This is a genomic window from Nonomuraea sp. NPDC049684, from assembly GCF_044465345.1.
Lineage (GTDB): Bacteria > Actinomycetota > Actinomycetes > Streptosporangiales > Streptosporangiaceae > Nonomuraea.
In genome coordinates this window covers 82,670-109,410 of record NZ_JBITLO010000014.1, presented here as the reverse complement: position 1 = coordinate 109,410, position 26,741 = coordinate 82,670, and the positions used below count along the sequence as shown (strand labels likewise).

Sequence of the window (26,741 nt, the reverse complement as noted above, 5' to 3'; positions counted from 1 at the left end):
GTCCCCCCGCCTCCGGAGGCTTCGCCATGATCGAGTTCCAACCCGTGACCAAGCACATCGGCGCCGAGGTCACCGGGGTCGATCTGCGCAAACCCCTCTCCCCGGAAGACGTCGCGACCCTGCGCGAGGGATGGCTGCGGCACCTGGTGCTGTTCTTCCGCGACCAGCACATCGACGACGAGCAGCACCTGCAGTTCGCGCTCAACTTCGGCACGCTCAACCATCCGGCGTTCAAGAAGGACTCCGGCAGCCCGATCCACGTCCTCGACCAGACCTCCCCGAAGGGCGAGGGCGGGGACGAATGGCACAGCGACAACACCTTCGAGCCCACGCCGCCGATGGGCTCGCTGCTGCGCTGCATGCAACTGCCGAGCGTGGGCGGCGACACCTGCTGGGCCAACACCTACCTGGCCTACGAGACGCTGTCGCCGTCGATCCAGCGGCTGTGCGACGAGCTGACCGCCGTGCACGACATCACGATGTCGATGAAGAAGGCGATCTCCAAGGGGCACCCGTTCGACCTGGCCGAGATCCAGGCCAAATGGCCGCCGATAGAGCGCCCGGTGGTCCGCGTGCACGCCGAGACCGGGCGCAAGGCCCTGTTCGTCAACCGCGCCTCCACCACCCGCCTGGTGGGGCTGACCGACCGCGAGAACGAGGCCCTGCTGCCGCTGCTCATCGACCACATCCGCTCGCCCGAGTACCAGTGCAGGCTGAACTGGCGTCCCGGCACGCTGGCCTTCTGGGACAACCGGCCCACCCAGCACTACGCGGTCGCCGACTACACCGAACGCCGCCGCATGCACCGCGTCACGATCAACGCCTTCCCCGAGCACGCGGACGAGGAGCGCCTCACAGCTTGAGCGAGACCCAGCCCGACAGGGCGAAGAACAGGAGCAGCAGCGCCTCCACGCCGTAGACGATGTTGCGCCCGGTCGGGCCGGCCAGCACGTAGGCCACGGCGGCGAGCGTGCAGCCGACCAGGAGGAGCACGTCCACCACCCCGAGCACGATCGCCAGCGCGAGGCGCGCCAGGAACCACAGGAAGCCCAGGCCGAACCAGCTCGACATCGTGGAGTCGTCGTAGGCCCACCTCGACAGCGCCATGGGGGAGTAGAAGGAGGTGTCCCAGTACTCCTGCCAGCGCTCCCCGATGCCCGCCGACCGCTCCTTGACGGTGGCCTCGGCGTTCTTGAACTCGACGGTCTGCACGGTGCCGTTGGTCACGTCGATGAGCACCTGACGGCGGACGACCTGGATGACGGCCGTGCCGTTCACCACGGCCATGAACTCGCCGGAACCGCTGTTGACCTTGTAGATGTGGTCGAACCCCGCCACGTCCGGCCTGTCGGGGCTCCTGCGGGCGTCGCGGACGATCACGTAGAAGGCGTCGTCGTCGGCCTCGGGCAGGTTGTACGCGGCGCCGATCGAGAAGACGCCGACCGGCGTGACCAGCGAGGTCTCCCCCGAGACCTGCACCCTGCCGTCGCTGCCCCACTCCAGCTTCACCGGCAGGAAGGCGGGGTGGTAGGACGCCTTCACGTCGGTCCCGGCGCAGCCCGCCGTGGTGAGGATCAGGACGGCCAGCACCACCCGGGCCATCATCTCGAAGTGATCTTTCGTGTTCCTCCGGCGACGCGCCGCCGGTCCGACCGGGGTGTGGACAAGCCCCGTCATCAGCCCTCCTGGGGGGCGAAAGCGCTTGACGACTGCTCAACGTCCCGCCCGGCCGCCCGGTTCCGTACGACGGGCCAACGCGGGCCGGGACGCGCGATCGGCCTGTTCCGTCGGTGGAAGCTGGTAATAAGGGGGACATGATTGAAGCCCCCGACGCGGCGATGCTGCGCGAAGAGGCCGAGGAGCGGCTGCGAGCCCTGGCCGGCGACCACGCCCGGCTGCGAGACGACCAGTGGTCCGCCATCGAGGCGCTCGTGCTCGACCGGCGCAGGGTCCTCGTCGTGCAGCGCACCGGCTGGGGCAAGTCCGCCGTCTACTTCGTGGCCACCGCCCTGCTGCGCGAGCTCGGCGAGGGCCCCACGGTCATCGTCTCGCCGCTGCTCGCCCTCATGCGCAACCAGATCGCCGCCGCCGAGCGCGCCGGGATCAGGGCCGTCACCATCAACTCCGCCAACCCCGAGGCGTGGGAGGAGATCTACGGCCAGGTCGCCGAGGGCATGGTCGACGTGCTGCTGGTCAGCCCCGAGCGGCTCAACAACCCCGACTTCCGCGACAACGTGCTGCCCGAGCTGGCCGAGAGCGCCGGGCTCGTGGTCGTCGACGAGGCCCACTGCATCTCCGACTGGGGCCACGACTTCCGGCCCGACTACCGCCGGCTCGCCACCCTGTTCGACGAGCTGCCGCCCGGCATCCCGGTGCTGGCCACCACCGCCACGGCCAACGCCCGCGTCACCCGCGACGTCGCCGAGCAGATGGGCGAGGGCACGTTCGTGCTGCGCGGCCCGCTGGAGCGCGAGAGCCTCCACCTGAGCGTCGTCAAGCTGCCCTCGGCCGAGCAGCGCCTGGCCTGGCTGGCCCAGACCCTGCGCGAGCTGCCGGGCTCCGGCATCGTCTACACGCTCACCGTCGCCGCCGCCCACGAGATCGCCGGCTACCTGCGCGAGCAGGGCCACGAGGTGGCCGCCTACTCCGGCCAGACCGACCCGGCCGAGCGGCTGGCCGCGGAGGAGGCGCTGCTCAACAACAAGATCAAGGCGCTGGTCGCCACGAGCGCGCTCGGCATGGGGTTCGACAAGCCCGACCTGGGCTTCGTCGTGCACGTCGGCGCGCCGCAGTCGCCCGTCGCCTACTACCAGCAGGTCGGCCGGGCCGGGCGCGGCGTCGAGCGGGCCGAGGTCATCCTGCTGCCCGGCACGGAAGACCGCGAGATCTGGGCCTACTTCACCTCCCTGGCCTTCCCGCCCGAGCCCGTCGTGCGCGCCACGCTCCAGGCGCTCGAACAGGGCGGCGTGATGTCCACCCAGGCCCTGGAGACCGCCGTCGACCTGAGCCGCAGCCGTCTGGAGATGATGCTCAAGGTCCTCGACGTCGACGGCGCCGTGCGCCGGGTCAAGGGCGGCTGGGAGTCGACCGGCGAGCCCTGGGCCTACGACACCGAGCGCTACGCCCGCATCGCCGCCGAGCGCAAGGCCGAGCAGGACGCCATGCTGCGCTACCTGACCACCGAGGAGTGCCGCGAGCAGTACCTGCGCAGGCACCTCGACGACGACACCGCCACGCCCTGCGGCCGCTGCGACAACTGCACCGGCCGCCACCGCTCGCCGGAGATCGCCGCCCAGGCCGTCGAGACCGCCCGCGAACGCCTGAGCAGGCCCGGCGTCGAGATCGAGGCGCGCCGGCAGTGGCCCACCGGCCTGGCCGACCTGTCCGGCAGGATCAAGCCCGAGCTCGGCGCGGAGCCGGGCCGCGCGCTCGGCCGGCTGACCGACATCGGCTGGGGCAACCGGCTGCGCGAGCTGCTGGCCGGAGCCGACGGGCCGATGGCCGACGACATGTTCAAGGCCGTCGTCCAGGTGTTGTCGGCGTGGAGCTGGCAGGAGCGGCCGGTGGCCGTGGTCAACGTGCCGTCGGCGACGCGCCCGCAGCTCGTGCGCGGCTTCGCCGAACGGCTGGCGCAGGTCGGCCGGCTGACCTACCTGGGCGAGCTGGGCTACCGGGCGGGGTCGCCCGGCCGGCAGTTCAACAGCGCCAAGCGCGTCCAGGCGATCAGGGGCACGCTGGCGATGCCGAAAGAGCTCGGCGCGGCCATCGCCCAGTGCGGCGGCCCGGTGCTGCTGGTCGACGACCGCGTGGACACGGGCTGGACGATGACCCTGGCGGCGGCCCTGATCCGGCACGCGGGCGCGCCGGCGGTGCTGCCGCTCGCGCTGGCCACCACGTCCTGACCGGCCGGTAGGCGTCCCGGCCGGGGCAGGGAAGCCCGGCCGGGGAGCGGGTCAGAACGGCGGGCGCGCGCCCAGGTGCATGATGGCCTTGGCGGCGAGCCGGCACCCGGCGGCCAGCGACTCGGCCGGCGGCTTGCCGGCCAGCCACGGCGGCAGGAACCCGGCCGAGAACGCGTCACCCGCGCCCGTGCCGTCGACGATCTTGTCGACCGGCTCGGCGGCCACCCGGACCGGGTCGGGGCGGCCGTTGCTGAACCACAGCGCGCCCTCGGCGTTCATCTTGATGACGACCTGCGGGAACCACGCGGTGAGCACCTTGGCGGCGGCCTCGGCGTCGTCGCGGCCGGTCAGCACCTTGGCCTGGTCGATGTTGGCGAACAGCAGCTTCGCGCCGTTGGTCCATTCGAGGAACGGCTCGGCGCCCGTGCGCTCCAGCGGCGCGGAGGAGGCGCAGTCGACCGAGATCGACATGCCCGTGCGGCGCGCCATGTCGAGCGCCGCCAGACCGGCGTCGCGCGAGCCCTCGTTGACCAGCGTGTAGCCCGACAGATGCAGGTGGGCGCCCGAGGCGAACAGGTCGCGCGGCAGGTCTTCGGGGGACAGGGCGGCGTTGGCGCCCGGGTCGGAGAGCATCGTGCGCTCGCCCTTGTGCGTGACGAGCACCACGCAGGTGCCGGTGGGCCGCTCGGGGTCCATGACGAGCCGGGCGTCGACGCCGTAGCCCATCAGCTCCATGTCGCGGTTGCGGCCGGTGATGTCGGCGCCCCGGCGGCCGATGAAGGCCACCTCCGCGCCCTCGACGGCGAGCCACGAGGCGATGTTGGCGCCGGAGCCGCCGCCGTGCATCGTCACGATCGCGGGCGTGTCACTCGCCCTGGCGAGCGCGTAACGGGCGCGTGCGACCGCGTCGGTCATGAGATCGCCCACCACGACGACCCGCGTCATGATGCCACCACCTTGCTGCCTTCAGAACGACCCTGGCCACGGCAAAACTAACAGCTTCCGGGCTGTTCGTGGGGCTGACCCCGGACACCGGGCAGCAGTCGATGCACAAGCGTTGCCCAAGAGGCCCGCCGGTCTTGGCATGTGGGATGCGGGTTTACGCTCGTGGCGTGGAGGCACAGTATCCGGCTCACTGGGAGGCCGACGTCGTCCTGGCCGACGGGGGCACCGCGCACGTGCGCCCCATCAGGCCCGCCGACGCCGACCGTCTCCGTGCTTTCTACTCCCGTCTGTCGGCCGAGTCGATCTATTTCCGGTTCTTCGGCCCCCGGCCCCGGCTGTCCGACCGCGACGTCGAGCGCTTCACCAACGTCGACTACGTCAACCGCGTGGCCCTCATCGCCACCATCGGCGCCGAGATGGTCGCGGTCATCCGCTACGACCGCACCGAGCCGGGCGAGGCCGAGGTCGCCTTCCTGGTCGAGGACGCCCACCAGGGCAGGGGCGTGGCCTCCGTCCTGCTGGAGCACCTGGCGGCCACGGCCCGCGAGCGCGGCATCGAGCGGTTCGTCGCCGACGTGCTGCCCGCCAACATGAAGATGATGGGCGTCCTGCGGCAGGCCGGCTACACCGCCCAGAGCCAGTTCGCCGACGGCGTCGTCCGCATGACCCTCGACCTGACCCCGACCGAGACCTCGGCGGAGGTGACGACCTCGCGCGAGCACCGGGCCGAGTCGCGCTCGATCGCGCGCCTGCTGGCCCCCGGCTCGGTCGCGGTCATCGGCGCCTCGCGCGAGCCCGGCGGCGTCGGCCAGACCGTCCTGCGCAACCTGCTGGCGGCCGACTTCACCGGCCCGGTCTACCCCGTCCACCGGCAGGTGCGGGCCGTGGCGGGCGTGCGGGCCTACCCCAGCGTGACCGAGATCGACGGCGAGGTCGATCTCGCGGTCGTGGCCGTGCCCGCCGAGGGCGTCCTCGACGTGGTCAAGGAGTGCGCGGAGAAGGGCGTCCACGGGCTGGTCGTGGTCTCCTCCGGGTTCGGCGAGACCGGCGCGTCCGGCCGCGCCCGGCAGGACGAGCTGGCCCGCATCGCCCGCTCCTACGGCCTGCGCGTGGTCGGCCCCAACTGCCTGGGCATCGCCAACACCGACCCGGCCGTCAAGCTCAACGCCACGCTGGCCGCCACCGTGCCGGGCCGCGGCCGGGTGGGCTTCTTCAGCCAGTCCGGCGCGCTCGGCACCGCGCTGCTCCAGCGCGTGGCCCAGCGCGGCATGGGCATCTCGTCGTTCGTCTCGGCCGGCAACCGCGCCGACGTCTCGGGCAACGACCTCCTGCAGTACTGGGAGGAGGACGCCGCGACCGAGGTCATCCTGCTCTACCTGGAGTCGCTGGGAAACCCGCGCAAGTTCACCCGGCTGGCCAGGCGCATCGCGCGCAACAAGCCGATCGTGGTGGTCAAGAGCGGCGGCACCCCGGCCGGCCACTCGGCCGAGGAGCTCGGGCTGCCCGACTCCGCGATCAGCTCCCTGTTCGCCCAGGCCGGCCTGATCAGGGTCGACGACCTCATCCAGCTCTTCGACGTGGGCCAGCTCCTGGCCTACCAGCCGCTGCCCGCCGGGCCCAGGGTCGCGCTGGTGACCAACTCCGACGCGCTTGGCCTGCTGGCCGCCGACTCCTGCCTGGCGGCCGGCCTCGAACCGCGCCCGCCGGTCAACCTGGGCGCCGCGGCCGGGCCGGCCGAGTTCGGCGCGGCGCTCGCCGGCGAGCTGGCCGCCGACGAGGTCGACGCGGCCGTCGTGATCTACATGCCGCCGATCCCCGGCGAGTCGGACGAGGTGGCGGCCGAGCTGCTGCGCGTCTCGCGGGAGTCCGCCAAGCCGGTGCTGGCCACGTTCCGCGGGCACCTCGGCATGCACCCGTCGCTGCGCGTGCCCGGCTCCTCCGGCGGCACGCCCGCGCGGGGCTCCATCCCGTCGTACGCGGCGCCGGAGGAGGCGGTCAGGGCCCTGGCCCACGTGGTGCGGTACGCCACCTGGCGGGCGCATCCGGCCGTGCCGCCGCCCGAGCTCGACGGCCTCGACACCGCCCGCGCCCGCGAGCTGGTGCTGGCCGCGCTGTCCGGCGCCCCGGCCCCGGCGGGGGAGGAGCCGGGCGGGTTCGCCGAGCCGGGCCCGCCGGTCGAGATCGACGCCACCGAGCTGCTGTCCTCCTACGGGCTGACCGTCTGGCCCGCCGAGGTCGTTCGCTCGCCCGAGGAGGCCGTGGCCGCCGCCGAACGGCTCGGCTGGCCCGTGGTGCTCAAGGTGGCCGACCCGGGGGCCTCGCGCCGCGCGGGCACCGTACGCCTGGGGCTCACCGGCCCCGAGATGGTGCGCCACGCCTACGCCGAGTTCGCCGACCAGCTCGGCGAGCGGGTCGAGCTGGCCGTGCAGCGCATGGCGCCGCAGCCGGCCGTGCCCACCGTCGTGGGGGTCGTCGAGGACCGCGCGTTCGGGCCGGTGGTCTCGTTCGGGCTCGGCGAGGTGACCGCCCGCCTGCTGCTCGACCAGGGCTTCCGGCTGGCCCCGCTGACCGGCGAGGACGCCGCCGCCCTGGTGCGTTCCGTACGCGCCGCCCCGCTGCTGTTCGGCCAGTACGGCTACCCGCCCGTCGCCGTCCCCGCCCTGGAGGAGCTGCTCGTACGGGTGGGCCGCCTGGCCAACGACCTGCCGCAGGTGGCCCGGCTCGACCTCGACCAGGTGCTGGTGGGCGAGTCGGAGGTGCTGATCCTGGGCGCCCGCGCCACCCTGCGCACCCCGGCGGGACCACGCCTGGACGGCGGCCCGAGACGGCTCTCCTGACCGCACGCACAATGTCGTTCATGTCTAGACAAAGACGTTCATAGAGCGTTATGTCTGGCGGGTGAGTGCACTGCGCGGCCCTGGCAGGATGGAGGCATGAGGGAAACCCGAGTCTCAGCCGCGGGCCTGCGTGAAGCGATCGAGCGCAGCGGCTACTACCCCGACCTCGTCACCGATGCGGTCGAATCCGCGCTGGGCAAGGAGGCCGTGACCGCGTTCGTGGTCCACCACGAGGCCACCTTCGATCCCGCCATGGAGGTTCGCAGGCACGTCACCGTCCTGGTGCTGTCGACGACGAGGCTGCTGGTCTGCCACACCGACGAGCACCCGGCGGTCGAGGGCGTCTCGGCCTCCCACGCGTCCACGACCACCGAGGCGGTCCGGCTGAGCCGCGTGCAGTCGGTGGCCGTCACCCGCGTGGTGCCCGACCCTGCCTCCTACGTGCCGGGCGTCCCGCCCACGGAGGTCACCCTCACCATCGGCTGGGGCGCGATCTCCCACGTCGACCTTGAGCCGGCCACCTGCGGCGACGAGAACTGCGACGCCGACCACGGCTACACCGGCGCGATCACGGCCGACGACCTGTCGCTGCGGGTCAGCGAGGCGGCCGACGGCCCTGAGGCGGTCACCCACGTGCTGGCCTTCGCCAAGGCACTGTCCGAGGCCACCGCCCGAGCCGCCGCCTGACCCCGACGACCCGCCGCTCGGCGCACCACCCGGCCGCCCCGGTCACCGCCAGGGCCGCAGCCTGACCACCCCCGGTCGTCACGGCCGCAGCCTGACCGCCCCCGGTCGTCACGGCCGCAGCCTGACCGCCCCCGGTCGTCACGGCCGCAGCCTGACCGCCCCCGGTCACCGTCAGGGCCGCCGCCCGGCCACCCGCGGCCACTAGGATGTGGGGATGCTGCCGGACTACGGCGCCGGGTCGCTGGCGGACCTTCCCGGTTCGCTGCTGGCCGCCCTCGGCCTGACCGAGCCCAACCCGCTGGCCCTCGACCCCGCGGCGCGCGTCTGCCTGCTCCTGGTCGACGGCCTGGGGGCCGAGCTGCTCCGCGCCCACCCCGAGACCGCCCCCTTCCTGTCCGCCCTGCCCGCCCGCATCCTCACCGCCGGTTTCCCCGCCACCACCGTCACCAGCCTGTGCTCACTCGGCACCGGCCTGACCCCGGGCGAGCACGGCATGGTCGGCCTGACGCTGGCCGTCCCCGGCACCGGCCACCTGTTCAACTGCCTGCGCTGGACCCTCCCCGGCGGCCGGACGATGGACCCCGAGGAGTGGCAGCCCGCCACCACCGTCTACCAGCGGGCCGCGGCCCAGGGCGTCGACGCCGTCTACGTGGCCCCCGCCGAGTTCGAGGGCTCCGGCCTGACCAGGGCCGTCTACCGCGGCGTGCGCCACGTGCCCGCCGACGGCGTCGACGACATCGTCGCCCGCGTCGGCGAGGCGCTGCGCGGCGCGCCCCGCGCCCACGTCACCGCCTACTACGGCAAGCTCGACGCCGTCGGCCACATGTCCGGATGGGGTGGCGAGGAGTGGCTGGCCGAGCTGGCCGTCGTCGACGGCCTGGCCCGGCGGCTGGCCGAGTCGCTGCCGCCCGGTTCGGCCCTCTACGTCACCGCCGACCACGGCATGGTCAACGCCACCGAGAAGCTCGACGCCGAGCGCGTGCCCGCGCTGACCGAGGGCGTCGCGCTGCTCGGCGGCGAGGCCCGGGCCAGGCACGTCTACGCCGAGCCCGGCGCCGCCGGGCACGTCCTGGAGGCGTGGCGCGCGACGCTGGGCGAGCGCGCCTGGGTAGTGTCCAGGCAGGAGGCGGTCGAGTCCGGCTGGTTCGGGCCCCGGGTGCGCGAGGCGTGGCTGGGCCGCATCGGCGACGTCGTGGCCGTGCCCCGGGCCGGTCTGGCCGTCACCGCTCCCACCCGTCATCCGATCGAGGCGCTGTTCACCGGCTACCACGGCTCGCTGACCGCCGCCGAGCTCAACGTCCCGCTGCTGGAGGTTTCCACCCGATGAGTGCGCTGATCACGCCCGCCGAGCTCGCCGCGCTGCCGGAGGTGTCCGTGCTCGACGTGCGCTGGCGGCTCGGCGGCCCGCCCGGGATCGGGCTCTACCGCGAGGGGCACCTCCCGGGCGCCGTCTTCTGCGACGTCGACGCCGACCTCGCCGCGCCCCCCGGCCCCGCCGGCCGCCACCCGCTGCCGGGCGCCGACGAGTTCCAGCGGGCCATGCGCGCGCTGGGCGTCCGCGACGGCCGCCCGGTCGTGGTCTACGACGACGCCGGCTCCACGACCGCCGCCCGCGCCTGGTGGGCGCTGCGCTTCTTCGGCCACACGTCCGTACGCGTGCTCGACGGCGGCCTGGCGGCCTGGACCGAGGCGGGCCTGCCGGTCACGAAGGACGAGCCCGCGATCGCGCCGGGCGACTTCACCGCCAGGCCCGGCGGCATGCCGACGCTGACCGCCGACGAGGCCGCCGCGGTGGCCGCCGAGGGCGTGCTGCTCGACGCCCGCGCCGCCGAACGTTACCGGGGCGAGGTCGAGCCCGTCGATCCGGTGGCCGGGCACGTGCCCGGCGCGGTGAGCGCGCCCACGACCGGCAACGTCGACGCGGGCGGCAGGTTCCTCGCCCCCGCCGTCCTGCGCGAGCGCTTCGCCGGGCTGGGCGTGCGCGAGGGCGTCCCGGTGGGCGCCTACTGCGGGTCGGGGGTCACCGCCGCCCACGAGGTGCTGGCCCTGGAGCTGGCCGGCGTGCCCGCGGCCCTCTACGTCGGCTCCTGGTCGAACTGGGTCGCCGACCCCGCCCGCCCGGTGGCCACCGGCTGACGCCCGAACGCGGTCAGCCGGCCGGATGGACCGGCCGGTCGCCCGCCCCGAAACAGACGAACCCCAGCAGGCCGGTCTTGGCCGACGCGCAGGCCAGAGCCGCGTCCGGCGCCTGCCCGGCGGCCAGCAGCTCGTGGAAGGCGCCCATCATGGCCATCGCGGCCTCGTCCCCGATGGGCACCATCCCCGCCACCACGCATGAGCTCCCGCGCGCCAGGAACGTGCCCGGCAGCCCGAGCGGCGCCCCCTCCGCAGGCGTGCGGGCCATGCCCGAGTTGCACGCCGACAACACGACCAGCTCCGGCGCGCGGTGCCGGCCCAGCAGGTCGTAGGCCATGAGCTGCCCGTCGCCGAGCGTGATGCCGGACAGCAGCGGGCTGCGGGCGTGGAAGGCGCCGTGCGCGGCCAGATGGAGGACGTCGGCCTCGCCGAGCGCGGCCAGCACGGCGTCCCGGCGGCCGGGCACCGCCCGCGCGCCCGGATGGCAGGCCAGCACGCGGGCCACCTCCTCCTCGGCGTGGACCAGGTCGGGCCCGGCCGCCGCCAGCACCACCGGCGCCCCCTCCCGCAGGCGGGCCCGCCGCCGCGCGCCCACCCACGCCGCCGCGCTCGCCGCCACGCTCACGGGACGCTCGCGCAGCCCCGGCAGCGCGCCCCAGGGCAGGGTGTGCAGCGGCCCCACCGGCACCACCACCAGCGGCCGATCACCCAGCTCGGCCACGAGCGGCCCCAGCAGCAGCCGCTCCAGCTCCGCGCCGGCGCCGGTCAGCTCGGTGAGCGCCTGCGCGGGACCGGTCACGTCGAGCCCCGCACCCCACTGACGCAGGGCGTGGCGCAGCCGCATGATCGCCTCACGCGTCTGCCGCACGCCGCCCAGCCGCCGCAGGACCAGCCGGTCGGCGGTGATCAGCACCGCCAGCAGCGTCTCCTCCTCGGCCACGAACTCCACCAGCGCCGCGCCGTCGAGCGCCGCCCGGACCCGGTCGACGTCCACCAGGCCGCACGCGTGTTCCGGCGCCGCGACCGCACGCCACCGCTCGGCCCACTCGAACACCTCGCCCGCGCACCCGTCGCGCACCGCCAGGCCCAGCCCGAAGGCGGCCAGCCGCTCGCCGGACCGGGCCGCGTGCGCCCGCAACGCCGGATCCTCGAACGTCTCCACCTGCCCGCTCACCTCGGCCAGCCCGTCGCGGACCGCCCGCAGCGCCCCCGTGACGTCCTCCCGCAGCGCCGCCTCCAGGGCCAGGGCGTGCTGGCGTACGGTCGCCGGGATCTGCGCGAGCTGCGTGGTCTGCGGCTCGGGGGCCAGCGAGGTCAGGCGGGTGCCGGCCGGCATCCAGCGCTCGGCTCGCTCGGCGTGCCGGGTGAGCCTGCGCAGCTGGGCCGAGGCCACCGGATGGTCGTCGACGGCGAGCGCCGCCTCGGCCGCGCTCAGCCGCAGCGCCGCGGCGGCGGCCACGTGCGAGGAGACGTCCTCCAGCTCGTCGGCGCACTTGATCAGATCGGCGACCAGCTCGGACGTGACCGGCCCGAGCGCCAGCCGGGCACGCAGGACGACCTCGCCGGCCAGCGGCAGCCACGACAGCCGCTCCTGCTCGGCCAGCTCGCGCGCCGCCTGCTCGGCCACCTGCCTGGCCCGGTGGGGATCGCCGGTGAGCAGCTCGACCTGGGCCAGCTTGAGCCGCGCCTCGGCCAGCGCCACCTGCGCGCCGGAGGACTCCAGATCGGGCACCGCCAGGCTCAGCATCGCCCTGGCCTCACCGGGCAGGTGCGCCGCCAGCAGCGCGCCGGCGAAGTCGGCCCGCATCGTGGCCAGCCGCTCGGGGAAGCCGAACAGGGTGTCCTCGGCCTCCCGGTAGTGCTCGAACGCGCTCGCGATGTCCCCCCGCCGCACGGCGAGGAAGGGCAGGTTGGCGGCCGACAGCCGGGCCAGGTGGCGCAGGCCGGCGTACTGGGCGATCTGCAGGCAGGCCGCGATGTCGCGCATGGCGGCGTCCCAGTCGCCGCGGTAGGCGTGGATCAGGCCGCGGTTGAGCAGGCCGCCGGCCAGGAACCGCCGGTCGTCGACCGTGCCGGGCGCGGCCACGAGGGCCCGCAGCGACCGGTCGCAGGCGGCGATGGCCTCCTGGTGGCGGCCCAGGTGGGCCAGGGCGACCGCGCGCTGGGTGTCGAGCTTGGCGCGGTCGAGGGGCGACAGGTAGGCCCAGGCCAGGGCGGCCACGCGCAGGGCCTGGAGCGGGTGCCCGCGCTCGGTGCGCACGGTGACCAGCGACAGCCGCGCCTGGGCCTGGCGCTCGGCCGGGGCGCCCGGGGTGGCGATGGCCTGGCGCAGGCAGTGTTCGGCGCCGAGGAGGTCGCCCAGCTCGCGGGCGGCCAGCGCCATGGCGCGCAGCGCGATGGCCTCGGCCTCGGGCGCCTCGGCCCGGCGGGCGGCGGCCAGGACGGTGCGGCCGGCGTAAAGGGCCTGCTCGGGATCGACGTGCGCGCGCAGCACGGCCGCCTCGGCCGCCTCGACGAGCGGACCGTGGTCGGGTGCTGATCCTGGTGGGGGAGAAGTGACGCTCATGGCGGGCTGACCGGCGGGGAGGAGGGGGTGGGGGCGTAGGGCGCGGACGCGTGCCAGGGCGGCGGCGTCACGTGCGGATGCGCACCCACCTGGTCTGGACGGGGGCATGACCGGGACGGTGGCACACGATGCTCAGCCACCCGGGCGGCAGCCCGGTGGCGGCGAACCGGCCGTCCTGGGCGACCTGCCGGGTGAGCGTCAGGTGGGGGGTGCGCACGTCGATGGCGGCGCCCTCCCCGGGGTCGGGAAAGATCTGCCCGGCGACGTCGATCAGCCCGTCGCCCACGGTCACCTCCAGGTCGAAGGTGAGACCGTCGGTGACGAACCGCACCAGGTGCGAGCCGTCGTCGCGGTCGGGCGCACCCGAGCGCGCCGCGCGGCCACCGCCGTGGTCGGCGGGGTTGGCGGTCACCGCCTGGGGGACGCGCAGCCCGTAGACGTCACGCGCGGCGGCCGACACGTGCCCGGGCATCGGATCCATGCCGGCGGCCAGCCGGAGCGCCGCCAGGAAGTACTCGTCGTTGATCATTGCGCTGTCTCCTGTAGTGAGAGCAGAGTGCGCAGTTTCTCCAGGCAGCGGGCCCTGGTCGGCCCCACGCTGCCCACGGGCAACCCGAGCCGCATCGCCATCTGCTGGTTGCCCAGATCGGTCGCGACCAGTTGCAGCAGAGTGCGGCAGGGTTCCTGCAGGGCGGAGACCGACTTCCACAGCAGCCGCCTGCCGTCGGCCTCCAGCACGGCGGAGGCGGGGTCGGGCTCCTCGACGGCCCCGAAGGTGGGCCTGCCCTCCGGATCGGCGACCAGCAGGCCCGACGGCTCCTTCCGGAGCAGCAGCAGCGCCTCGCGGCGGGTGGTGGTCATCAGCCAGCCGCCCACCCGCGAGGGGTCGCGGATGTCGTGCAGGTGCTGGAGCAGCCGCAGCCAGGCGCCCTGGACCGCGTCGGCGGCGTCGGCCTCGCCCAGCCCGCACGAGCGGGCCAGCGCCCACATGCGCGGGCCGAACCGGGACTCCATCTCGTCCCAGGCTGATCGGTCGCCGTCGGCCGCGTCGCGGAGCAGCTCCGCCGGTTCGCGCAAGTCGCTCAAGCGGCCTCCTTTCGTCCCGCACGGGGAGGTCATCCTGCCTCCGCGTGATTGGCCGAGGACTGAGCGTAAACTCTACAGACTCGTGGGTACGACAACTCCCAGATCGGGAATTTGCCGGGACTGCCGGGGGTCGAGCAGTCGTTCGACGGCTTCCTTGGCCGGTTCGCGCCGGGCGGCGTCGGCCACGGCCCCCGACACCAGCGCGGTGGCGAACGACGTGCCGCTCCAGGCCGCGTAGCCGGCGAACTCGCCGGTGTCCAGGAAGCTGCTGGTCAGCCAGTCGCCGCGGGCGCAGGCGTCGACCCAGGTGCCGTATCCGGAGAAGGGCGCGCGGCGCTCCTGGGCGGCGTCGAGGGCCGCCACGCCCACCGCGCACGGCAGGGCGGCGGGCCAGAACGGCCGGTCGGAGGCGGTGTTGCCGGCGCAGGCCACCGTCACCGTGTCCTTCAGCGCGCCGATGGCGTCGGCCAGCAGGGGCGGCGGCCGGTCGTCGAAGGAGTGGCAGCCGAAGGAGAGGTTGAGCACCTGCGGCGGGTCCTCGCGCATGCGGTGGAGGGTGCGCACCACGGTCGCCTCGTCGCCCAGGCCGTCGCCGTCGAGCACGCGGCGGACCCGCAGCCTGGCGCCGGGCGCCCGGCGGGCCAGCAGGCCGGCGACGAACGTGCCGTGCCCGGCCTGCGCCCCCTGGGCCGCGTCGGCGCTCTCCGGGCCGAGCCCGGCGTACCAGTCGCTGCCCGACCACCACGGGTGCTTGGCCACGCCGGTGTCGAGCAGGGCCACGACCACGTCCGAACGCGACCTGGCCGGCCTGAAGGAGACGGGCGGCGCGGGGAACGGCCGGGACGCCGGTCCGCCGAAGAACAGCGGCTGGCCGGTGAGCACGTGGTTGGGCGAGGCCCGGAAGCCCCGGTCGCGCAGCTCGGCGGTGATCTCGCACGGGTCCACCCCGGCCGTCAGGTGCAGGACGGTGACCCCGTCGGCCTCGGAGACCGCCTGCGTCCAGCGGGCGGCGGCCGACACCGCGCCCCGGTCGACCAGCACCTGACCTGGCCGGATGAACGCCTCGCCGACAGATTGCATGTCCATGAGCCGGTTGTTTCCCCGTCCGCCACAACTGTCACGTGACACGCCCGCACCAACTTGGTATGGCCCCCCTCTGGTGTCCGATGGCGACCGACGGTAGTCTTCCCCTAGTCACTTGTGATCATCCCGGGGCGAGGCCGTTGGGGAAGGCGCACCTCGTACCGAAACGGGAGGTCCGGTGTCTGCTCGTGGCGTGCTTTACGTCCACTCGGCTCAGCCCGCGCTGTGCCCTCACATCGAATGGGCAGTCGCGGGTGTCCTCGGCGTGCCCGTTGATCTGACGTGGACACCGCAACCAGCCGCGCCGAACGTCGTGCGCGCGCAGGCGGAGTGGGAGGGCCGCGCCGGCATCGCGGCGGCCATCGCCTCTTCGCTCATGGGCTGGCAGCGCCTGCGATTCGAGATCACCGAGGATCCCTCGCCCGGCGTCGACGGCTCCAGACACGCCTACACGCCGACGCTCGGCGCCTTCACGGCGGTCATCGGCGCGGCCGGGGACATCATGATCCCCGAAGACCGCCTGCGTGCCGCCATGATGATGGCCGCCCAGGGCCGGTGCGTGCTGGAGGACGAGCTCGACAAGCTGCTCGGCCGGCCGTGGGACGAAGAGCTGGAGCCCTTCCGGTACGCCGGCGACGGCGCTCCCGTCCGCTGGCTGCACGCCGCCGTCTGACCCCGCCGTCTGACCCCGCCCCACCTCCCGCCGAGCGCCTGCCGGGGGCGGCCCGCGGCACGCACGTCATGCCCTGGAGCCGTCCGGCTTCTCGAACGACGGAAAGGCCCCGCACCGGGTCTCGGTGCGGGGCCTTTCGCGTGGAACCGGCCGCTACAGCGGGATGTTGCCGTGGGCGCCCCTGGCCGGGGTGGCCTGGGCGAGCACCTTGGCGATGGCGCCGCGCGTCTCGGCGGGCTTGATCACCTCGTCGATGACGCCCAGCTCCTGGGCGCGGGCCAGGCCGCCGGCGAGCTGCTCGTGCTCCTCGGCGAGCCGCTGCTCCAGCGCCGGGCGCTCCTCCTCGGGCGCGGCGGCGAGCTCGCGCCGCTTGAGCACGCGCACCGCCGCCACCGCTCCCATGACCGCCACCTGGGTGGTCGGCCAGGCGAACACCCTGGTGGCGCCCAGTGCCCGTGAGTTCATCGCGATGTACGCCCCGCCGTACGCCTTGCGGGTGACCACGGTGACCCGGGGCACCGACGCCTCGGCGAAGGCGTGCAGCAGCTTGGCGCCGCGCCGGACGACGCCGTCGTGCTCCTGGCCGACGCCCGGCAGGTAACCCGGCACGTCCACGAGGACAACCAACGGCACTCCGAAGGCGTCACACATACGTACGAAGCGAGCGGCTTTCTCGGCGGACGTGGCGTCGAGGCAGCCGCCCAGCCGCAACGGGTTGTTGGCGACGACACCGACCGTCCGGCCGCCGAGACGGCCCAGAGACGTGACGACGTTGGGCGCCCATTTGGCGTGCAGTTCGACGCCGGCCTCGTCGAGCAGGCCGTTGACCAGCGGCTTGACGTCGTAGGCCCGGCGCGCGGACTCGGGCAGCAGCGAGGAGAAGTCGACCTCCTCGACCGCGCCGGGCCGCACCCGGCCCTGGTGGCCGAGCAGCGTGGCGAGCCGGCGCGCCTGGAGGTAGGCCTCGGCCTCGGTCTTGGTGACGACGTGCACGACGCCGCTGCGCCTGCTGTGCGGCTCGGGGCCGCCCAGCGCCTCGCTGTCGACGTTCTCGCCGGTGACGCTGCGCACGACGTCGGGGCCGGTCACGAAGATGCGGCCGGTGTCGGCCAGGATCACCAGGTCGGTGAGCGCGGGGCCGTAGGCGGCGCCGCCGGCCGCCGGGCCGACGACCACCGAGATCTGCGGCACGACGCCCGACGCCTTGGTCATGGCCGCGAACACCCGGCCGACGGCGTGCAGCGACTCGACGCCTTCGGCGAGCCGGGCGCCGCCGGAGTGCCAGATGCCGATGACCGGCACCCGCTCCCGGACGGCCACGTCGTAGGCGTGCACGATGTGCTCGCAGCCCTCGCTGCCCATCGCGCCGCCCTGGAAGCGCGCGTCGCTGCAGAAGGCGGCGACGGGCACGCCCTCGATCCGGCCCATGGCGGCCAGGACGCCGCTGTTGTCCTGCGGGGTGATGAGCCGCAGCGAGCCCTCGTCGAGCAGCGCTGCCAGGCGGACGACTGGATCGCGGGGGTCGGCGGGCTCCTGGCCGGAGCCTTCGCCCACCACCCGGCTGTCCAGTACGGTCATCAAGCCCCCTTGAAGACGACGGTCACGTTGTGCCCGCCGAACCCGAAGGAGTTGTTGACCGCGGCGATGTCACCCTGCGGCAGCGAGCGGTTCGCGCCGTGGACGATGTCGACCTCGATGCCGTCGTCGAGGTTGTCGAGGTTGATGGTGGCCGGGACGATCCGCTCCTGCAGCGCCTTGATCGTGAAGACGGACTCGATGCCGCCGGCGCCGCCGAGCAGGTGACCGGTCATGGACTTGGTCGAGGTGACCAGCGGGTGGGTGCCGATGGCCTTGGCCACGGCCTGCACCTCGCCGACGTCGCCCGCCGGGGTGGAGGTGGCGTGCGCGTTGACGTGCTTGACGTCGACGCCGGTGATCTCGGCGTCGGTCAGCGCCTGCGTCATCGCCATGATGATGCCGCGGCCCTCGGGCTCGGGCTGGGTGATGTGGTGGGCGTCGGCCGAGTAGCCGACGCCGGAGGCGTAGGCGTAGATGCGCGCGCCGCGCGCCTTGGCGTGCTCCTCCGACTCCAGCACCACGATGCCGGCGCCCTCGCCGAGCACGAACCCGTCGCGGTCGCGGTCCCACGGCCGGGAGGCGCCCTGCGGGTCGTCGTTGCGGGTGGACATCGCCCGCGCGGCGGCGAAGGCGGCGATGTTGAGGCCGTGGATGGCGGCCTCGGTGCCGCCGGCGACCACCACGTCGGCACGGCCGAGCCGGATCATGTCCATGGCGTAGCCGATCGCCTCGGCGCCGGAGGCGCAGGCGGAGACGGTGGCGTGCACGCCCGCCTGGGCGCCCAGGTCGATGCCGATCCAGGCGGCCGGGCCGTTGGGCATGAGCATCGGCACGGTGAAGGGCGACAGCCGGTTCCAGCCGCGCTCCTTCCACGTGTCGTAGGCGGTCAGGGTGGTGCTGATGCCGCCGATGCCGCTGGAGACCACGACGCCCAGCCGCTCGGGGGCCACCTCGGGGGCGCCGGCGTCCTGCCAGGCCTCCCTGGCGGCGACCAGGGCGAACTGCTCGCTGCGGTCGAGACGGCGGGACTCGGGGCGGGGCAGCACCTCGGTGGGGTCGACCGCCGCCGTCCCCGCGAACCGCACGGGGACGGAGTCGATCCACTCCGTGGTGAGGGTCTCCACACCCGACTGACCGGCGAGGAGCGCCGTCCAGGTCGAGGTGACGTCTCCACCGACGGGCGTCGTCGCGCCGAGCCCGGTGACGACGACACGTACCCGGTTCGCACTCACGTTTTCGCGCTCCTTACTGGTCAGAACTGCTGGGTGTCAGGCCTGGATGAAGTTGAGGACGTCCTTGACCGTCTTCAGGTTCTTCAGCTGGTCGTCGGGGATCTCGACGCCGAACTCGTCCTGAGCGGCCACGGCGATCTCGACCATGGACAGGGAGTCGATGTCGAGGTCGTCGACGAAGCTCTTCTCGGGGGTCACCTCGCCGGCCGGAATGCCGGTGATCTCGTTGATGATCTTGCCGAGGCCCGCGAGGATCTCCTGCTCGGTGGCAGCCATGTCGCTACTTCTCCTTCATTTTCTGGTTTCTGTACGGCGTCCGCCGTACGAGCTGAGGTACGGCGGGAGCCGTACCGGATCCTACGGAATCTCGATCACTTGGCCCGCATAGGTCAGACCGGCGCCGAAGCCGAGGATGAGCGCGAGGTCGCCTGAGCGGACCTCGCCGCGCTCCAGCATCCGCGAGAGCGCGAGCGGGATGGAGGCCGCCGACGTGTTGCCCGCGGTGACGATGTCGCGGCCGACGACGGCCTTGTCGGCACCGAGCTTGCGCGCGATGGCCTCGATGATGCGCAGGTTGGCCTGGTGGGGGACGAACGCCGCCAGCTCCGAGGGGTCGACCCCGGCGCGGGCGCACGCCTCCAGGGCCACCGGGTGCAGCGCGGTGGTGGCCCAGCGGAAGACCGTCTGGCCCTCCTGGAAGAGGAACTTCGTGCGGTCGGCGATGGAGATGGCCTCGGACCTGTCGCCGGAGCTGCCCCAGACGACCGGGCCGATGCCGGGCGTGTCGGTCGGGCCGACCACCGCGGCGCCGGCGCCGTCGGCGAAGATCACGGCCGTGGACCGGTCGGTCCAGTCGACCCACTGCGACAGCTTCTCCGAGCCGACGACCAGCACGTTCCTGGCCGAGCCGCCGCGGACGGCGGCGCTGGCGGTGGCCAGCGCGTAGCAGAAGCCGGCGCAGGCGGCGTTGACGTCGAAGGCGCCCGGGGACTTGATGCCCAGCCGGTGGGCCACGAGCGCCGCGGCGTTGGGGATCTGGGTCTCCAGCGTGCAGGTGGCCACGATCACCAGGTCGATCTCGTCGGGCGTGAGGCCGCTGGCGGCCAGCGCCTTGCCGCCGGCCTGGACCGCCATGTCCTCGACGGACTCGGCGGCCGAGGCGACCCGGCGCTCCTTGATCCCGACGCGGGACTGGATCCACTCGTCGTTGGTGTCCATGGTCTTGGCCAGGTCGTCGTTGGTGACGACGTTGTCCGGCTGGTAATGGCCCAAGGCCAGAATCCGGGCGCCGGGGGCGATGTCGGGGATCCTCACTTGATCAGCTCCCTGGCCGCGTCGAGGTCGTCGGGTGTCTTCAGCGCCACGGTCTCGACGCCGCGCAGGCCGCGCTTGGCGAGCCCCGTCAGCGTGCCGCCGGGCAGCAGCTCGATCATCTTGGTCACGCCCAGCTCGGCCATCGTCGCCATGCACAGGTCCCAGCGGACGGGGCTGCTGATCTGCGAGATGAGCCGCTGGACGAACTCGGCGCCGCTCGCGGCGGGCCGGCCGTCGGCGTTGGACAGCAGAGTGACCTGCGGGTCGCCGGGCACGACGTTCCAGGCCGCCTCGCGCAGGGCGTCGACGGCGGGGGCCATGTGACCGGTGTGGAACGCCCCGGCCACCTTGAGCGGGATGAGCCTGGCACGGGCGGGCGCGTCGTCCTTGAAGGCGGCGAGCTGCTCCAGCGTGCCGCCCGCCACGATCTGGCCAGCGCCGTTGATGTTGGCCGGGGTCAGCCCGTGACGCTCGATCGCGGCCAGCACGTCGGCCTCCACGCCGCCGAGCACGGCGGTCATGCCGGTCTCGGTGACGGCGGCGGCCTTGGCCATGGCCTGGGCGCGCTCGCGGACCAGGCCCAGGGCCTGCTCGGCGGTGAGCACCCCGGCCAGCGCGGCCGCGGCGAACTCGCCCACGCTGTGGCCGGCCAGGACGTCGGGGGAGGCCCCCAGCGCCTCGGCGGCGGCCAGCGCGGCGGCCACGAGCAGCGGCTGCGCCACGGCGGTGTCGCGGATCTCGTCGGCGTCGGCGGTGGTGCCGTAGGCCACCAGGTCGATCCCGGCGACCTCCGACCAGGCGCCGAGTCTGTCGGCCAGACCGGGCAACTCAAGCCAGGGGGTCAGGAAGCCTGGGGTTTGGGCGCCTTGGCCCGGAGCGACGAGTACAAGCACAAAAACCACCATGCCCTGTAGAACTTCGACACGCGGATGGAGATCCGTACGAACTTTGTCCCGGGTGCTTTGTAGGAACCCTACAGTGAAGATTTCGGGAATGTTACGTTAGGGCCCGCCATGCCGCGGCGCCTTCGGAAAGCCGGCCCAGGATGAGGCCGACCTGCAGCGTGAAGGCCGACCTGCCCTCGGTGGGCTGGTAGCCCGTGAGCTCGGTGATCTTCTTCAGACGGTAGCGGACCGTGTTCGGGTGCACGAACAGCAGCCGCGCCGTCGCCTCCAGGGAGGTGCCCTGTTCGAGGTAGGTGGCCAGCGTATCGAGCAGGGGAGTGCCGGCCAACGGCAGGTAGACGTTCTCGATGAGCTGCTCCCTGGCGTCGGCGTCGCCGTCGAGGGCGCGTTCGGCCAGCAGGTCCTCGGCGTGCACCGGCCTGGGGGCGTCCGGCCAGCCCGCGGAGGCCTTCAGCCCGGCCAGCGCGGCCCGCGCCGACCGCGCGGCGGCGTGCAGGTCGGGCACCTCGGGGCCGATGACGATCGGGCCCACGCCGAAGCGCGCCACGACCTGCCGGGCCGCGTCGTGGACGCTGTCGGCCCCGCCCACGATCACGATCAGCCGGTCGGCCTGCACGCCGGCCAGCAGGTCCATGCCGATGCGGCGGCCCTTGTCGCGCAGGCCGTCGATGACCGCGCGCGGGTCGTCGTCGGGGGCGTGCCCGGCGATCACGACGACGGGGGAGGAGGTCCAGCCGAGGGCGGCGGCCCAGGAGTGGAGGCCGTCGTCGACCTCGCCGCGCACCAGCGCGTCGACGATCAGCGCCTCCAGCCTGGCGTCCCAGGAGCCGCGGGCCTCGGCCTCGCGGGCGTAGACGTGCGCGGCGGCGAAGGCCACGTCGCGGGTGTAGCGGAGCATGGCCTGCTGGAGCTGGTCCTCGCCGCCCGGCGCGGCCAGCTCGTCGGTCTGGGCCTCGACCACCTCGACCACGACCCGGACGATGTCGACCGTCTGCTGGAGCGAGATCGAGCGTTTGAGCTCGCGCGGGGCCGTGCCGAAGAACTCGATGCTGGGCGTCGGCCGGTTCTCGCCGGCGTGCTGGAACCACTCCACGAACGCGGCGATGCCGGCCTGGGCCACCAGGCCCACCCACGAGCGGTCCTCGGCGCTGAGCGCACGGAACCAGGGGAGCTGGTCGTCCATGCGGGCCATCGCCGCCGTGCCGAGCGCGCCCATGGCGCGCTCGAGCCTTCGCGTGGTGTCCTCCCGGGTCCGGTCTGTCACGCCTCCTAGAGTGCCAGGTCGGTTCCGATGACCGGAACGGTGGTGTTTCAGATGACCGCAACCGCCGTGATCAGGCCGATCGCCACGTTGGTGACCGCCAGCAGGCGCGCGCCGGGCTGCAGCTCCGGCTCCTTCACCAGCTCGCGTACGGAGATCCCGACGACCTTGTCGAACACCAGCATGGCCACCGTCTGCACCACGATGCCGACCAGCCCGAACACGGCCGTGCCCGCGAGCCCTTCGGCCAGCCGGCCGCCGGAGGACCAGATGGACGCGGCCACGATGAGCCCGATCGCCGCCAGCGCGGACGTGGTGAGCAGCGTGGCGTTGGCGTTGCGCTGGGTGCGGATGATCTCGCTCAGCTTGCCGGGCGTGGCCCAGTCGATCACGTAGAAGCCGACGATCAGCAGGATCACGCCGACGGCGGCGTACGCGGCGATCGCGCCGGCGCCGCGGGCCAGGACTTCGAGAAGGGTCACGTCATTTCCAATCACGGGGGTGCTTCAGATCGCGATGCGATGAGGGACGAAGGAGGAGGTGTCATCGGTGATCAGGCCGGTGGTCTCCCTGATGCCGAGCCCGGCGGCCTCGTCGGCGACCACCCAGGCGCCGAGCACCGGCCGCTGGCCCTCGAACGCGGGCAGGGCCTCGAACCCCTGGAAGACGTAGCCCTCCCGGCCGTAACGGCCCGGGGTCTCCTGGGCGCCCTCGGGGGTGACGATGCGCATCGAGGCGCCCTCCCTGCCCAGCAGCGGCTTGGCGATGTAGGAGGTCAGCTCGCGCGGCCCGTCGAGGTAGGCGGGCAGCAGGTTGGGATGGCCGGGGTAGAGCTCCCACAACACGGCCAGCAGCGCCTTGTTCGACAGCAGCGCCTTCCACAGCGGCTCGATCCAGGTGGAGTGGCGCACCGCGTGCCGGCCGAAGTCGTCGGCGAGCATCCACTCCCAGGGGTAGAGCTTGAACGCCGAGCGGATCATCTCGTCCCCGGCGTCGACGAAACGGCGGTTGAGCTCGTCCCAGCCGATGTCCTCCATGGCGACGGCGACCGTCCGCCGGCCGGCCTGCTCGGCGGTCTCCTGCAGGTAGGCGACCGTCATGGCCTCCTCGCCCGTCTCGTCGGCGTTGGTGAAGGCGAAGTGCGTGGGGCCGGGCGGCAGCGGCAGCTCGCGCCAGCGCTCGATGAGCCGCTCGTGCAGGGAGTTCCACTGGTCGTCGCCGGGGTGGACGTCCTGCAGCCAGAACCACTGGATCACCGACGCCTCCACCAGCGACGTCGGCGTGTCGGCGTTGTACTCCAGCAGCCGGGCCGGGCCGGTGCCGTCGTAGCGCAGGTCGAAGCGGCCGTACAGGTGGGGGTCGCGACGCTCCCAGGAGTGGGCCACGGCGTCCCTGGCCCACTCGGGGACGGCGAAGTCGGCGTAGCGGCCGGTCGAGACGACGTGCTCGACGGCCCGCAGGCACATGCCGTGCAGCTCCTCGACCTGCTCCTCCAGCGACTCCACCTCCTCCAGGGACAGGACGTAGTGCACCGACTCGTCCCAGTAGGGCCGGCTCAGGCCCTCGGGGTGGGCCGCCCGGTGGTAGGCCAGGCCCTGGCTCTCGATCGTCTTCTCCCAGCCGGGACGGGCGATGCCATGCTCGCGGCGCACGTCAGCTCCCGCCGCCCCAGCTGTTGCCGAAGCCGCCGCGCTGGATCGACTTGCCGCTGCGGCTGGAGATGTTCACGTCGGACGGCCGGTACGTGGTGCCGCCCTGCATGCGGTTGCCGACCCGGTGGCCGCCGTAGTACCACATGTACGCGCCGCGCGAACCGGCGTAGTAGTGCGACCCGCCGCCACCGCCGTCGTCGTCGCAGTAGTCGTCGTCGACGACCTCGTACGTGCCGTCCTCCAGCCGCACCACGCAGTCGGCGGTGACGTCGTCGTCGTCCTGGGTCGCCGCGCAGTAGCCCACCAGCATCACCGACAGGACCCCGAGAATGGTCAGTGGGACGGCCTTGGACGACTTGCGCGGGGGTGGGGGAGCCGGCGTGCGCGGCGGTTGTGCCATGTGGTTCCTGCTTTCCTGGGCGAATCAGCCTATCGGTGCCCTTCGCCCCTGTTCAATGCCGGTGGTCGTCCGCTCGGGTATGAATGACTCATGGAACCGGTCCAGGCCCTGCGCGAGATCGCCTTCCTGCTCGAACGCGCAGGTGAGCCCACCTATCGGGTCCGCGCGTTCCGCCGCGCGGCCGCGGTCGTGGACGACCTGCCGGAAGGGGAGCTCGCGCGGCTGGCCGGAACCGGCGGGCTGGGCGACCTCCCCGGCATCGGCAAGGTCACCGCCCTCGTGATCAACGAAGCGCTCGACGGTCAGGTTCCGACGTATTTGCGTAGGTTGCGGGCCACCGAGGGCGTCGAGCTCGACGCCGAGACCGCGGCCCTGCGCGAGGCGCTGAAGGGCGACCTGCACAGCCACTCCGACTGGTCCGACGGCGGCTCGCCGATCGAGGAGATGGCCGAGGCCGCCAGGGGGCTCGGGCACGAGTACTGGGCGCTGACCGACCACTCGCCGCGCCTGACCGTGGCCAAGGGACTGTCGGCCGAGCGGCTGGAGCGGCAGCTCGACGTGGTGGCCGGGCTCAACGAGCGGCTGGCGCCCTTCCGCATCCTGACCGGCATCGAGGTCGACATCCACCTCGACGGCTCGCTCGACCAGGACCCGGCGCTGCTCGAACGGCTCGACGTGGTCGTGGCCAGCGTCCACTCCAAGCTGCGCATGGACCGCGAGGAGATGACCCGCCGCATGGTCACCGCCGTCGCGAACCCCCTGGTCGACGTCCTCGGCCACTGCACCGGGCGGGTCGTGCGGGCGGGCGGCGAGCGCGGGGTCAAGCGGCCGGAGTCGGAGTTCGACGCCGAGCTGGTCTTCGAGGCGTGCCGGCGGTTCGGGGTGGCCGTGGAGATCAACTCCAGGCCCGACCGGCTCGACCCGCCCAAGCGGCTCCTGCGGCTGGCCTACGAGACGGGGTGCGTGTTCTCGATCGACTCCGACGCGCACGCGCCCGGACAGCTCGACTGGCAGCGCTTCGGCTGCGAGCGTGCCGCGCGCTGCGGGATCGAGCCCGCGCGGATCGTCAACACCTGGCCCCTGGACCGGCTGCTGGAGTGGACGGCGGCGTGAGATCTGGGTGGCCGGGCGGTTAGCCCCCTCTTGCGGGGGCCGCGCGGGGCCGGTGATTGTCGGTGGCGGCGCGTAGCGTTCCGGCTGTGAACCGTACCGACCGGCTCTATGCGCTCGTCGAGGACCTGCGCGCCATCGCGCCACGCTGCCGCTCCGCCCGCGAGCTCGCCGAAAGGTTCGAGGTCAGCGTGCGCACCATCGAGCGCGACATCACCGCGTTGCAGGGGTCCGGGGTGCCGATCTACGCCGAGCCCGGTCGCAGGGGCGGCTACGCCCTCGACAAGAAGATGTCGCTGCCCCCGCTCAACTTCACCCCGGCCGAGGCGGTGGCCATCGCGGTGGCCCTCAGCCAGGCCGGCGACCAGCCGTTCGGCCGCCAGGCCCGCAGCGCGTTACGCAAGGTGGTCTCGGCCATGCCGGGGCCCGAGGGCGATCTGGCCAGGGAGCTGGCGCGGCGGGTCCAGCTCGTCAGCGAGCCGCCAGAGCCCGGCTCCCCGAGCCGGCCGCTCGGCGCCGAGGGCATCTCCAGGGCCATCGAGGAGGCGCTGCTGCGGCGGCGCGTGCTCAGGCTCGACTACGCCGACGCCAAGGGCGCGCTCACCTCGCGCGACGTCGAGCCGGGCGTGTTCCTGGGCGGGCGCGGCGGTTTCTGGTACCTCGTGGCGTGGTGCCGGCTGCGCGAGGACGTCCGCGTCTTCCGGCTCGACCGCATCGCCGCGGCCGTCGTCACCGTCGAGCGCTGCCCCGAGCGGCCGCTCGAAGGGTTCGCCCCCGACGTGCCGGAGATGGTGGTCCGCGGAACCATGCTCGATTAATCATGCGAAAACACCGACATAGGGTTGTCGCCATAGCGATACATCGTTGTCTTGTTCGAAAAATGAGGAGGCGATGATGGACAACACGGTGACCTGGTTCGAGATCTCGACCGACGACCCCGAAGGCGCCGAACGTTTCTACGGCGAGCTGTTCGGCTGGTCGTTCAGCCGCGACGACGACGGCCCGCTCGACTACCGCATGATCGGCTACCCGGGCGGCGAGCGGCCCGGCGGCGGCCTGTTCAACAACAAGGGCGACTTCCCCGCCCACGCGGTCTTCCACGTGCAGGTCGCCGACGTCGAGGCCGCGTGCGCCAAGAGCGAGTCGCTCGGCGGCAAGGTCGAGATGAAGGTCATCGACGACGGCGCCGGCACCGACTTCGCCTATCTGCGCGACGTCTCGGGGAGCCTGTTCGGAGTCTTCCACCGCAGGTGAGCCCTCCGGCGGCGTCCGCCGCCGGAGCTCGCGGGACGTCGCCGCGCTCGCGCCCCCGGGGAAGCACCTTCCCCGCCGAACCGGGGCCGCGCGAGGCGGGCCGTGCCGCATGGGAGCGGT

At 73.4% G+C, this 26,741-nt stretch carries 25 protein-coding genes; 10 read left to right on the top strand and 15 right to left on the bottom strand.

Translation table 11 applies throughout. The features are described 5' to 3' along the window. Positions 1–26: 26 nt before the first annotated feature. Complete coding sequence (locus ACIBST_RS35905) at positions 27–863, top strand: TauD/TfdA dioxygenase family protein (RefSeq protein ID WP_397178029.1); 837 nt, start codon at positions 27–29, stop codon at positions 861–863. Here the strand turns inward: ACIBST_RS35905 and ACIBST_RS35900 are convergent. Beyond that, the gene (locus ACIBST_RS35900; protein WP_397178028.1) at positions 853–1,677 is read right to left on the bottom strand and encodes a hypothetical protein; all 825 of its coding nucleotides are present in this window, start codon (positions 1,675–1,677) and stop codon (positions 853–855) included. The two genes, ACIBST_RS35905 and ACIBST_RS35900, sit on opposite strands and share 11 nt — an antisense overlap. A 137-nt stretch (positions 1,678–1,814) precedes the next feature. Here ACIBST_RS35900 and ACIBST_RS35895 point away from each other — a divergent pair, with 137 nt between their 5' ends. Continuing rightward, complete coding sequence (locus ACIBST_RS35895; protein WP_397178027.1) at positions 1,815–3,902, top strand: RecQ family ATP-dependent DNA helicase; 2,088 nt, start codon at positions 1,815–1,817, stop codon at positions 3,900–3,902. A 51-nt stretch (positions 3,903–3,953) separates the two neighbouring features. On the opposite strand, the gene ACIBST_RS35890 is transcribed toward ACIBST_RS35895, so the two are convergent. Continuing rightward, the gene (locus tag ACIBST_RS35890) at positions 3,954–4,847 is read right to left on the bottom strand and encodes a sugar kinase (protein ID WP_352323632.1); all 894 of its coding nucleotides are present in this window, start codon (positions 4,845–4,847) and stop codon (positions 3,954–3,956) included. Between the two features lie 167 nt (positions 4,848–5,014). On the opposite strand from ACIBST_RS35890, the gene ACIBST_RS35885 reads away from it, so the two are divergent. From ACIBST_RS35885 to ACIBST_RS35870, 4 genes are all read left to right on the top strand, one after another. After that, the gene (locus tag ACIBST_RS35885; protein WP_397178026.1) at positions 5,015–7,684 is read left to right on the top strand and encodes a GNAT family N-acetyltransferase; all 2,670 of its coding nucleotides are present in this window, start codon (positions 5,015–5,017) and stop codon (positions 7,682–7,684) included. 96 nt (positions 7,685–7,780) lie between these two features. After that, complete coding sequence (locus tag ACIBST_RS35880; RefSeq protein ID WP_352323634.1) at positions 7,781–8,371, top strand: DUF5998 family protein; 591 nt, start codon at positions 7,781–7,783, stop codon at positions 8,369–8,371. Between the two features lie 214 nt (positions 8,372–8,585). Continuing rightward, positions 8,586–9,698: an alkaline phosphatase family protein gene (locus tag ACIBST_RS35875; RefSeq protein WP_397178025.1), complete on the top strand. Its 1,113-nt coding sequence runs from the start codon at positions 8,586–8,588 to the stop codon at positions 9,696–9,698. After that, positions 9,695–10,507 (top strand): sulfurtransferase, encoded by an 813-nt coding sequence (locus ACIBST_RS35870; RefSeq protein ID WP_397178024.1) that lies wholly within the window; start codon positions 9,695–9,697, stop codon positions 10,505–10,507. Before ACIBST_RS35875 ends, ACIBST_RS35870 begins: the two co-directional genes overlap by 4 nt. A gap of 13 nt (positions 10,508–10,520) precedes the next feature. On the opposite strand, the gene ACIBST_RS35865 is transcribed toward ACIBST_RS35870, so the two are convergent. The 4 genes from ACIBST_RS35865 to ACIBST_RS35850 form a co-directional block, all read right to left on the bottom strand. Beyond that, complete coding sequence (locus ACIBST_RS35865; RefSeq protein ID WP_397178023.1) at positions 10,521–13,073, bottom strand: CHAT domain-containing protein; 2,553 nt, start codon at positions 13,071–13,073, stop codon at positions 10,521–10,523. 67 nt (positions 13,074–13,140) lie between these two features. Then, positions 13,141–13,602, bottom strand: coding sequence for a hypothetical protein (locus tag ACIBST_RS35860; RefSeq protein ID WP_397178022.1), 462 nt, complete (start codon positions 13,600–13,602; stop codon positions 13,141–13,143). Further along, the gene (locus ACIBST_RS35855) at positions 13,599–14,159 is read right to left on the bottom strand and encodes an RNA polymerase sigma factor (protein WP_397178021.1); all 561 of its coding nucleotides are present in this window, start codon (positions 14,157–14,159) and stop codon (positions 13,599–13,601) included. The genes ACIBST_RS35860 and ACIBST_RS35855 overlap by 4 nt, the downstream gene beginning before the upstream one ends. 72 nt (positions 14,160–14,231) lie before the next feature. After that, a complete protein-coding gene (locus tag ACIBST_RS35850; protein WP_397178020.1) occupies positions 14,232–15,245 on the bottom strand; it encodes a S8 family peptidase in 1,014 nt (337 codons plus the stop codon). A gap of 175 nt (positions 15,246–15,420) precedes the next feature. Here ACIBST_RS35850 and ACIBST_RS35845 point away from each other — a divergent pair, with 175 nt between their 5' ends. Then, positions 15,421–15,915 carry a DUF3145 domain-containing protein gene (locus ACIBST_RS35845; RefSeq protein WP_352323642.1) on the top strand — a complete coding sequence of 165 codons (495 nt, stop codon included), beginning with the start codon at positions 15,421–15,423 and terminating at the stop codon, positions 15,913–15,915. A gap of 153 nt (positions 15,916–16,068) precedes the next feature. Here ACIBST_RS35845 and ACIBST_RS35840 read toward each other — a convergent pair whose 3' ends face one another. The 9 genes from ACIBST_RS35840 to ACIBST_RS35800 all read right to left on the bottom strand — a co-directional run bounded on the left by ACIBST_RS35840 (position 16,069) and on the right by ACIBST_RS35800 (position 24,257). Beyond that, a complete protein-coding gene (locus ACIBST_RS35840) occupies positions 16,069–17,493 on the bottom strand; it encodes an acyl-CoA carboxylase subunit beta (protein WP_397178019.1) in 1,425 nt (474 codons plus the stop codon). Then, positions 17,493–18,725, bottom strand: coding sequence for a beta-ketoacyl-ACP synthase II (gene fabF / locus ACIBST_RS35835; protein ID WP_397178018.1), 1,233 nt, complete (start codon positions 18,723–18,725; stop codon positions 17,493–17,495). The genes ACIBST_RS35840 and fabF overlap by 1 nt, the downstream gene beginning before the upstream one ends. A 36-nt stretch (positions 18,726–18,761) precedes the next feature. Continuing rightward, entirely contained in the window at positions 18,762–19,001 is a 240-nt protein-coding gene (locus ACIBST_RS35830; RefSeq protein WP_125639869.1) for an acyl carrier protein, read from the bottom strand. An 81-nt stretch (positions 19,002–19,082) separates the two neighbouring features. Then, on the bottom strand, positions 19,083–20,039 hold the full coding sequence (locus tag ACIBST_RS35825; RefSeq protein WP_397178017.1) for a beta-ketoacyl-ACP synthase III: 957 nt from the start codon (positions 20,037–20,039) through the stop codon (positions 19,083–19,085). After that, positions 20,036–20,932, bottom strand: coding sequence for an ACP S-malonyltransferase (locus ACIBST_RS35820; RefSeq protein ID WP_397178016.1), 897 nt, complete (start codon positions 20,930–20,932; stop codon positions 20,036–20,038). Before ACIBST_RS35820 ends, ACIBST_RS35825 begins: the two co-directional genes overlap by 4 nt. Positions 20,933–21,035: 103 nt before the next feature. Beyond that, complete coding sequence (locus ACIBST_RS35815; protein ID WP_357965870.1) at positions 21,036–22,160, bottom strand: helix-turn-helix domain-containing protein; 1,125 nt, start codon at positions 22,158–22,160, stop codon at positions 21,036–21,038. A 95-nt stretch (positions 22,161–22,255) separates the two neighbouring features. Next, the gene (locus ACIBST_RS35810) at positions 22,256–22,687 is read right to left on the bottom strand and encodes a DUF350 domain-containing protein (protein ID WP_397178015.1); all 432 of its coding nucleotides are present in this window, start codon (positions 22,685–22,687) and stop codon (positions 22,256–22,258) included. Positions 22,688–22,711: 24 nt separating this feature from the next. Then, entirely contained in the window at positions 22,712–23,857 is a 1,146-nt protein-coding gene (locus ACIBST_RS35805) for a glutathionylspermidine synthase family protein (protein ID WP_397178014.1), read from the bottom strand. 1 nt (position 23,858) lies between these two features. Next, positions 23,859–24,257 (bottom strand): hypothetical protein, encoded by a 399-nt coding sequence (locus ACIBST_RS35800; protein ID WP_397178013.1) that lies wholly within the window; start codon positions 24,255–24,257, stop codon positions 23,859–23,861. A 90-nt stretch (positions 24,258–24,347) separates the two neighbouring features. Here ACIBST_RS35800 and ACIBST_RS35795 point away from each other — a divergent pair, with 90 nt between their 5' ends. From ACIBST_RS35795 to ACIBST_RS35785, 3 genes are all read left to right on the top strand, one after another. Continuing rightward, the gene (locus tag ACIBST_RS35795; protein ID WP_397178012.1) at positions 24,348–25,370 is read left to right on the top strand and encodes a PHP domain-containing protein; all 1,023 of its coding nucleotides are present in this window, start codon (positions 24,348–24,350) and stop codon (positions 25,368–25,370) included. A gap of 86 nt (positions 25,371–25,456) precedes the next feature. After that, the gene (locus ACIBST_RS35790) at positions 25,457–26,185 is read left to right on the top strand and encodes a YafY family protein (protein WP_352357678.1); all 729 of its coding nucleotides are present in this window, start codon (positions 25,457–25,459) and stop codon (positions 26,183–26,185) included. Positions 26,186–26,258: 73 nt separating this feature from the next. Beyond that, positions 26,259–26,621 carry a VOC family protein gene (locus ACIBST_RS35785; RefSeq protein WP_397178011.1) on the top strand — a complete coding sequence of 121 codons (363 nt, stop codon included), beginning with the start codon at positions 26,259–26,261 and terminating at the stop codon, positions 26,619–26,621. Positions 26,622–26,741: the final 120 nt, after the last annotated feature.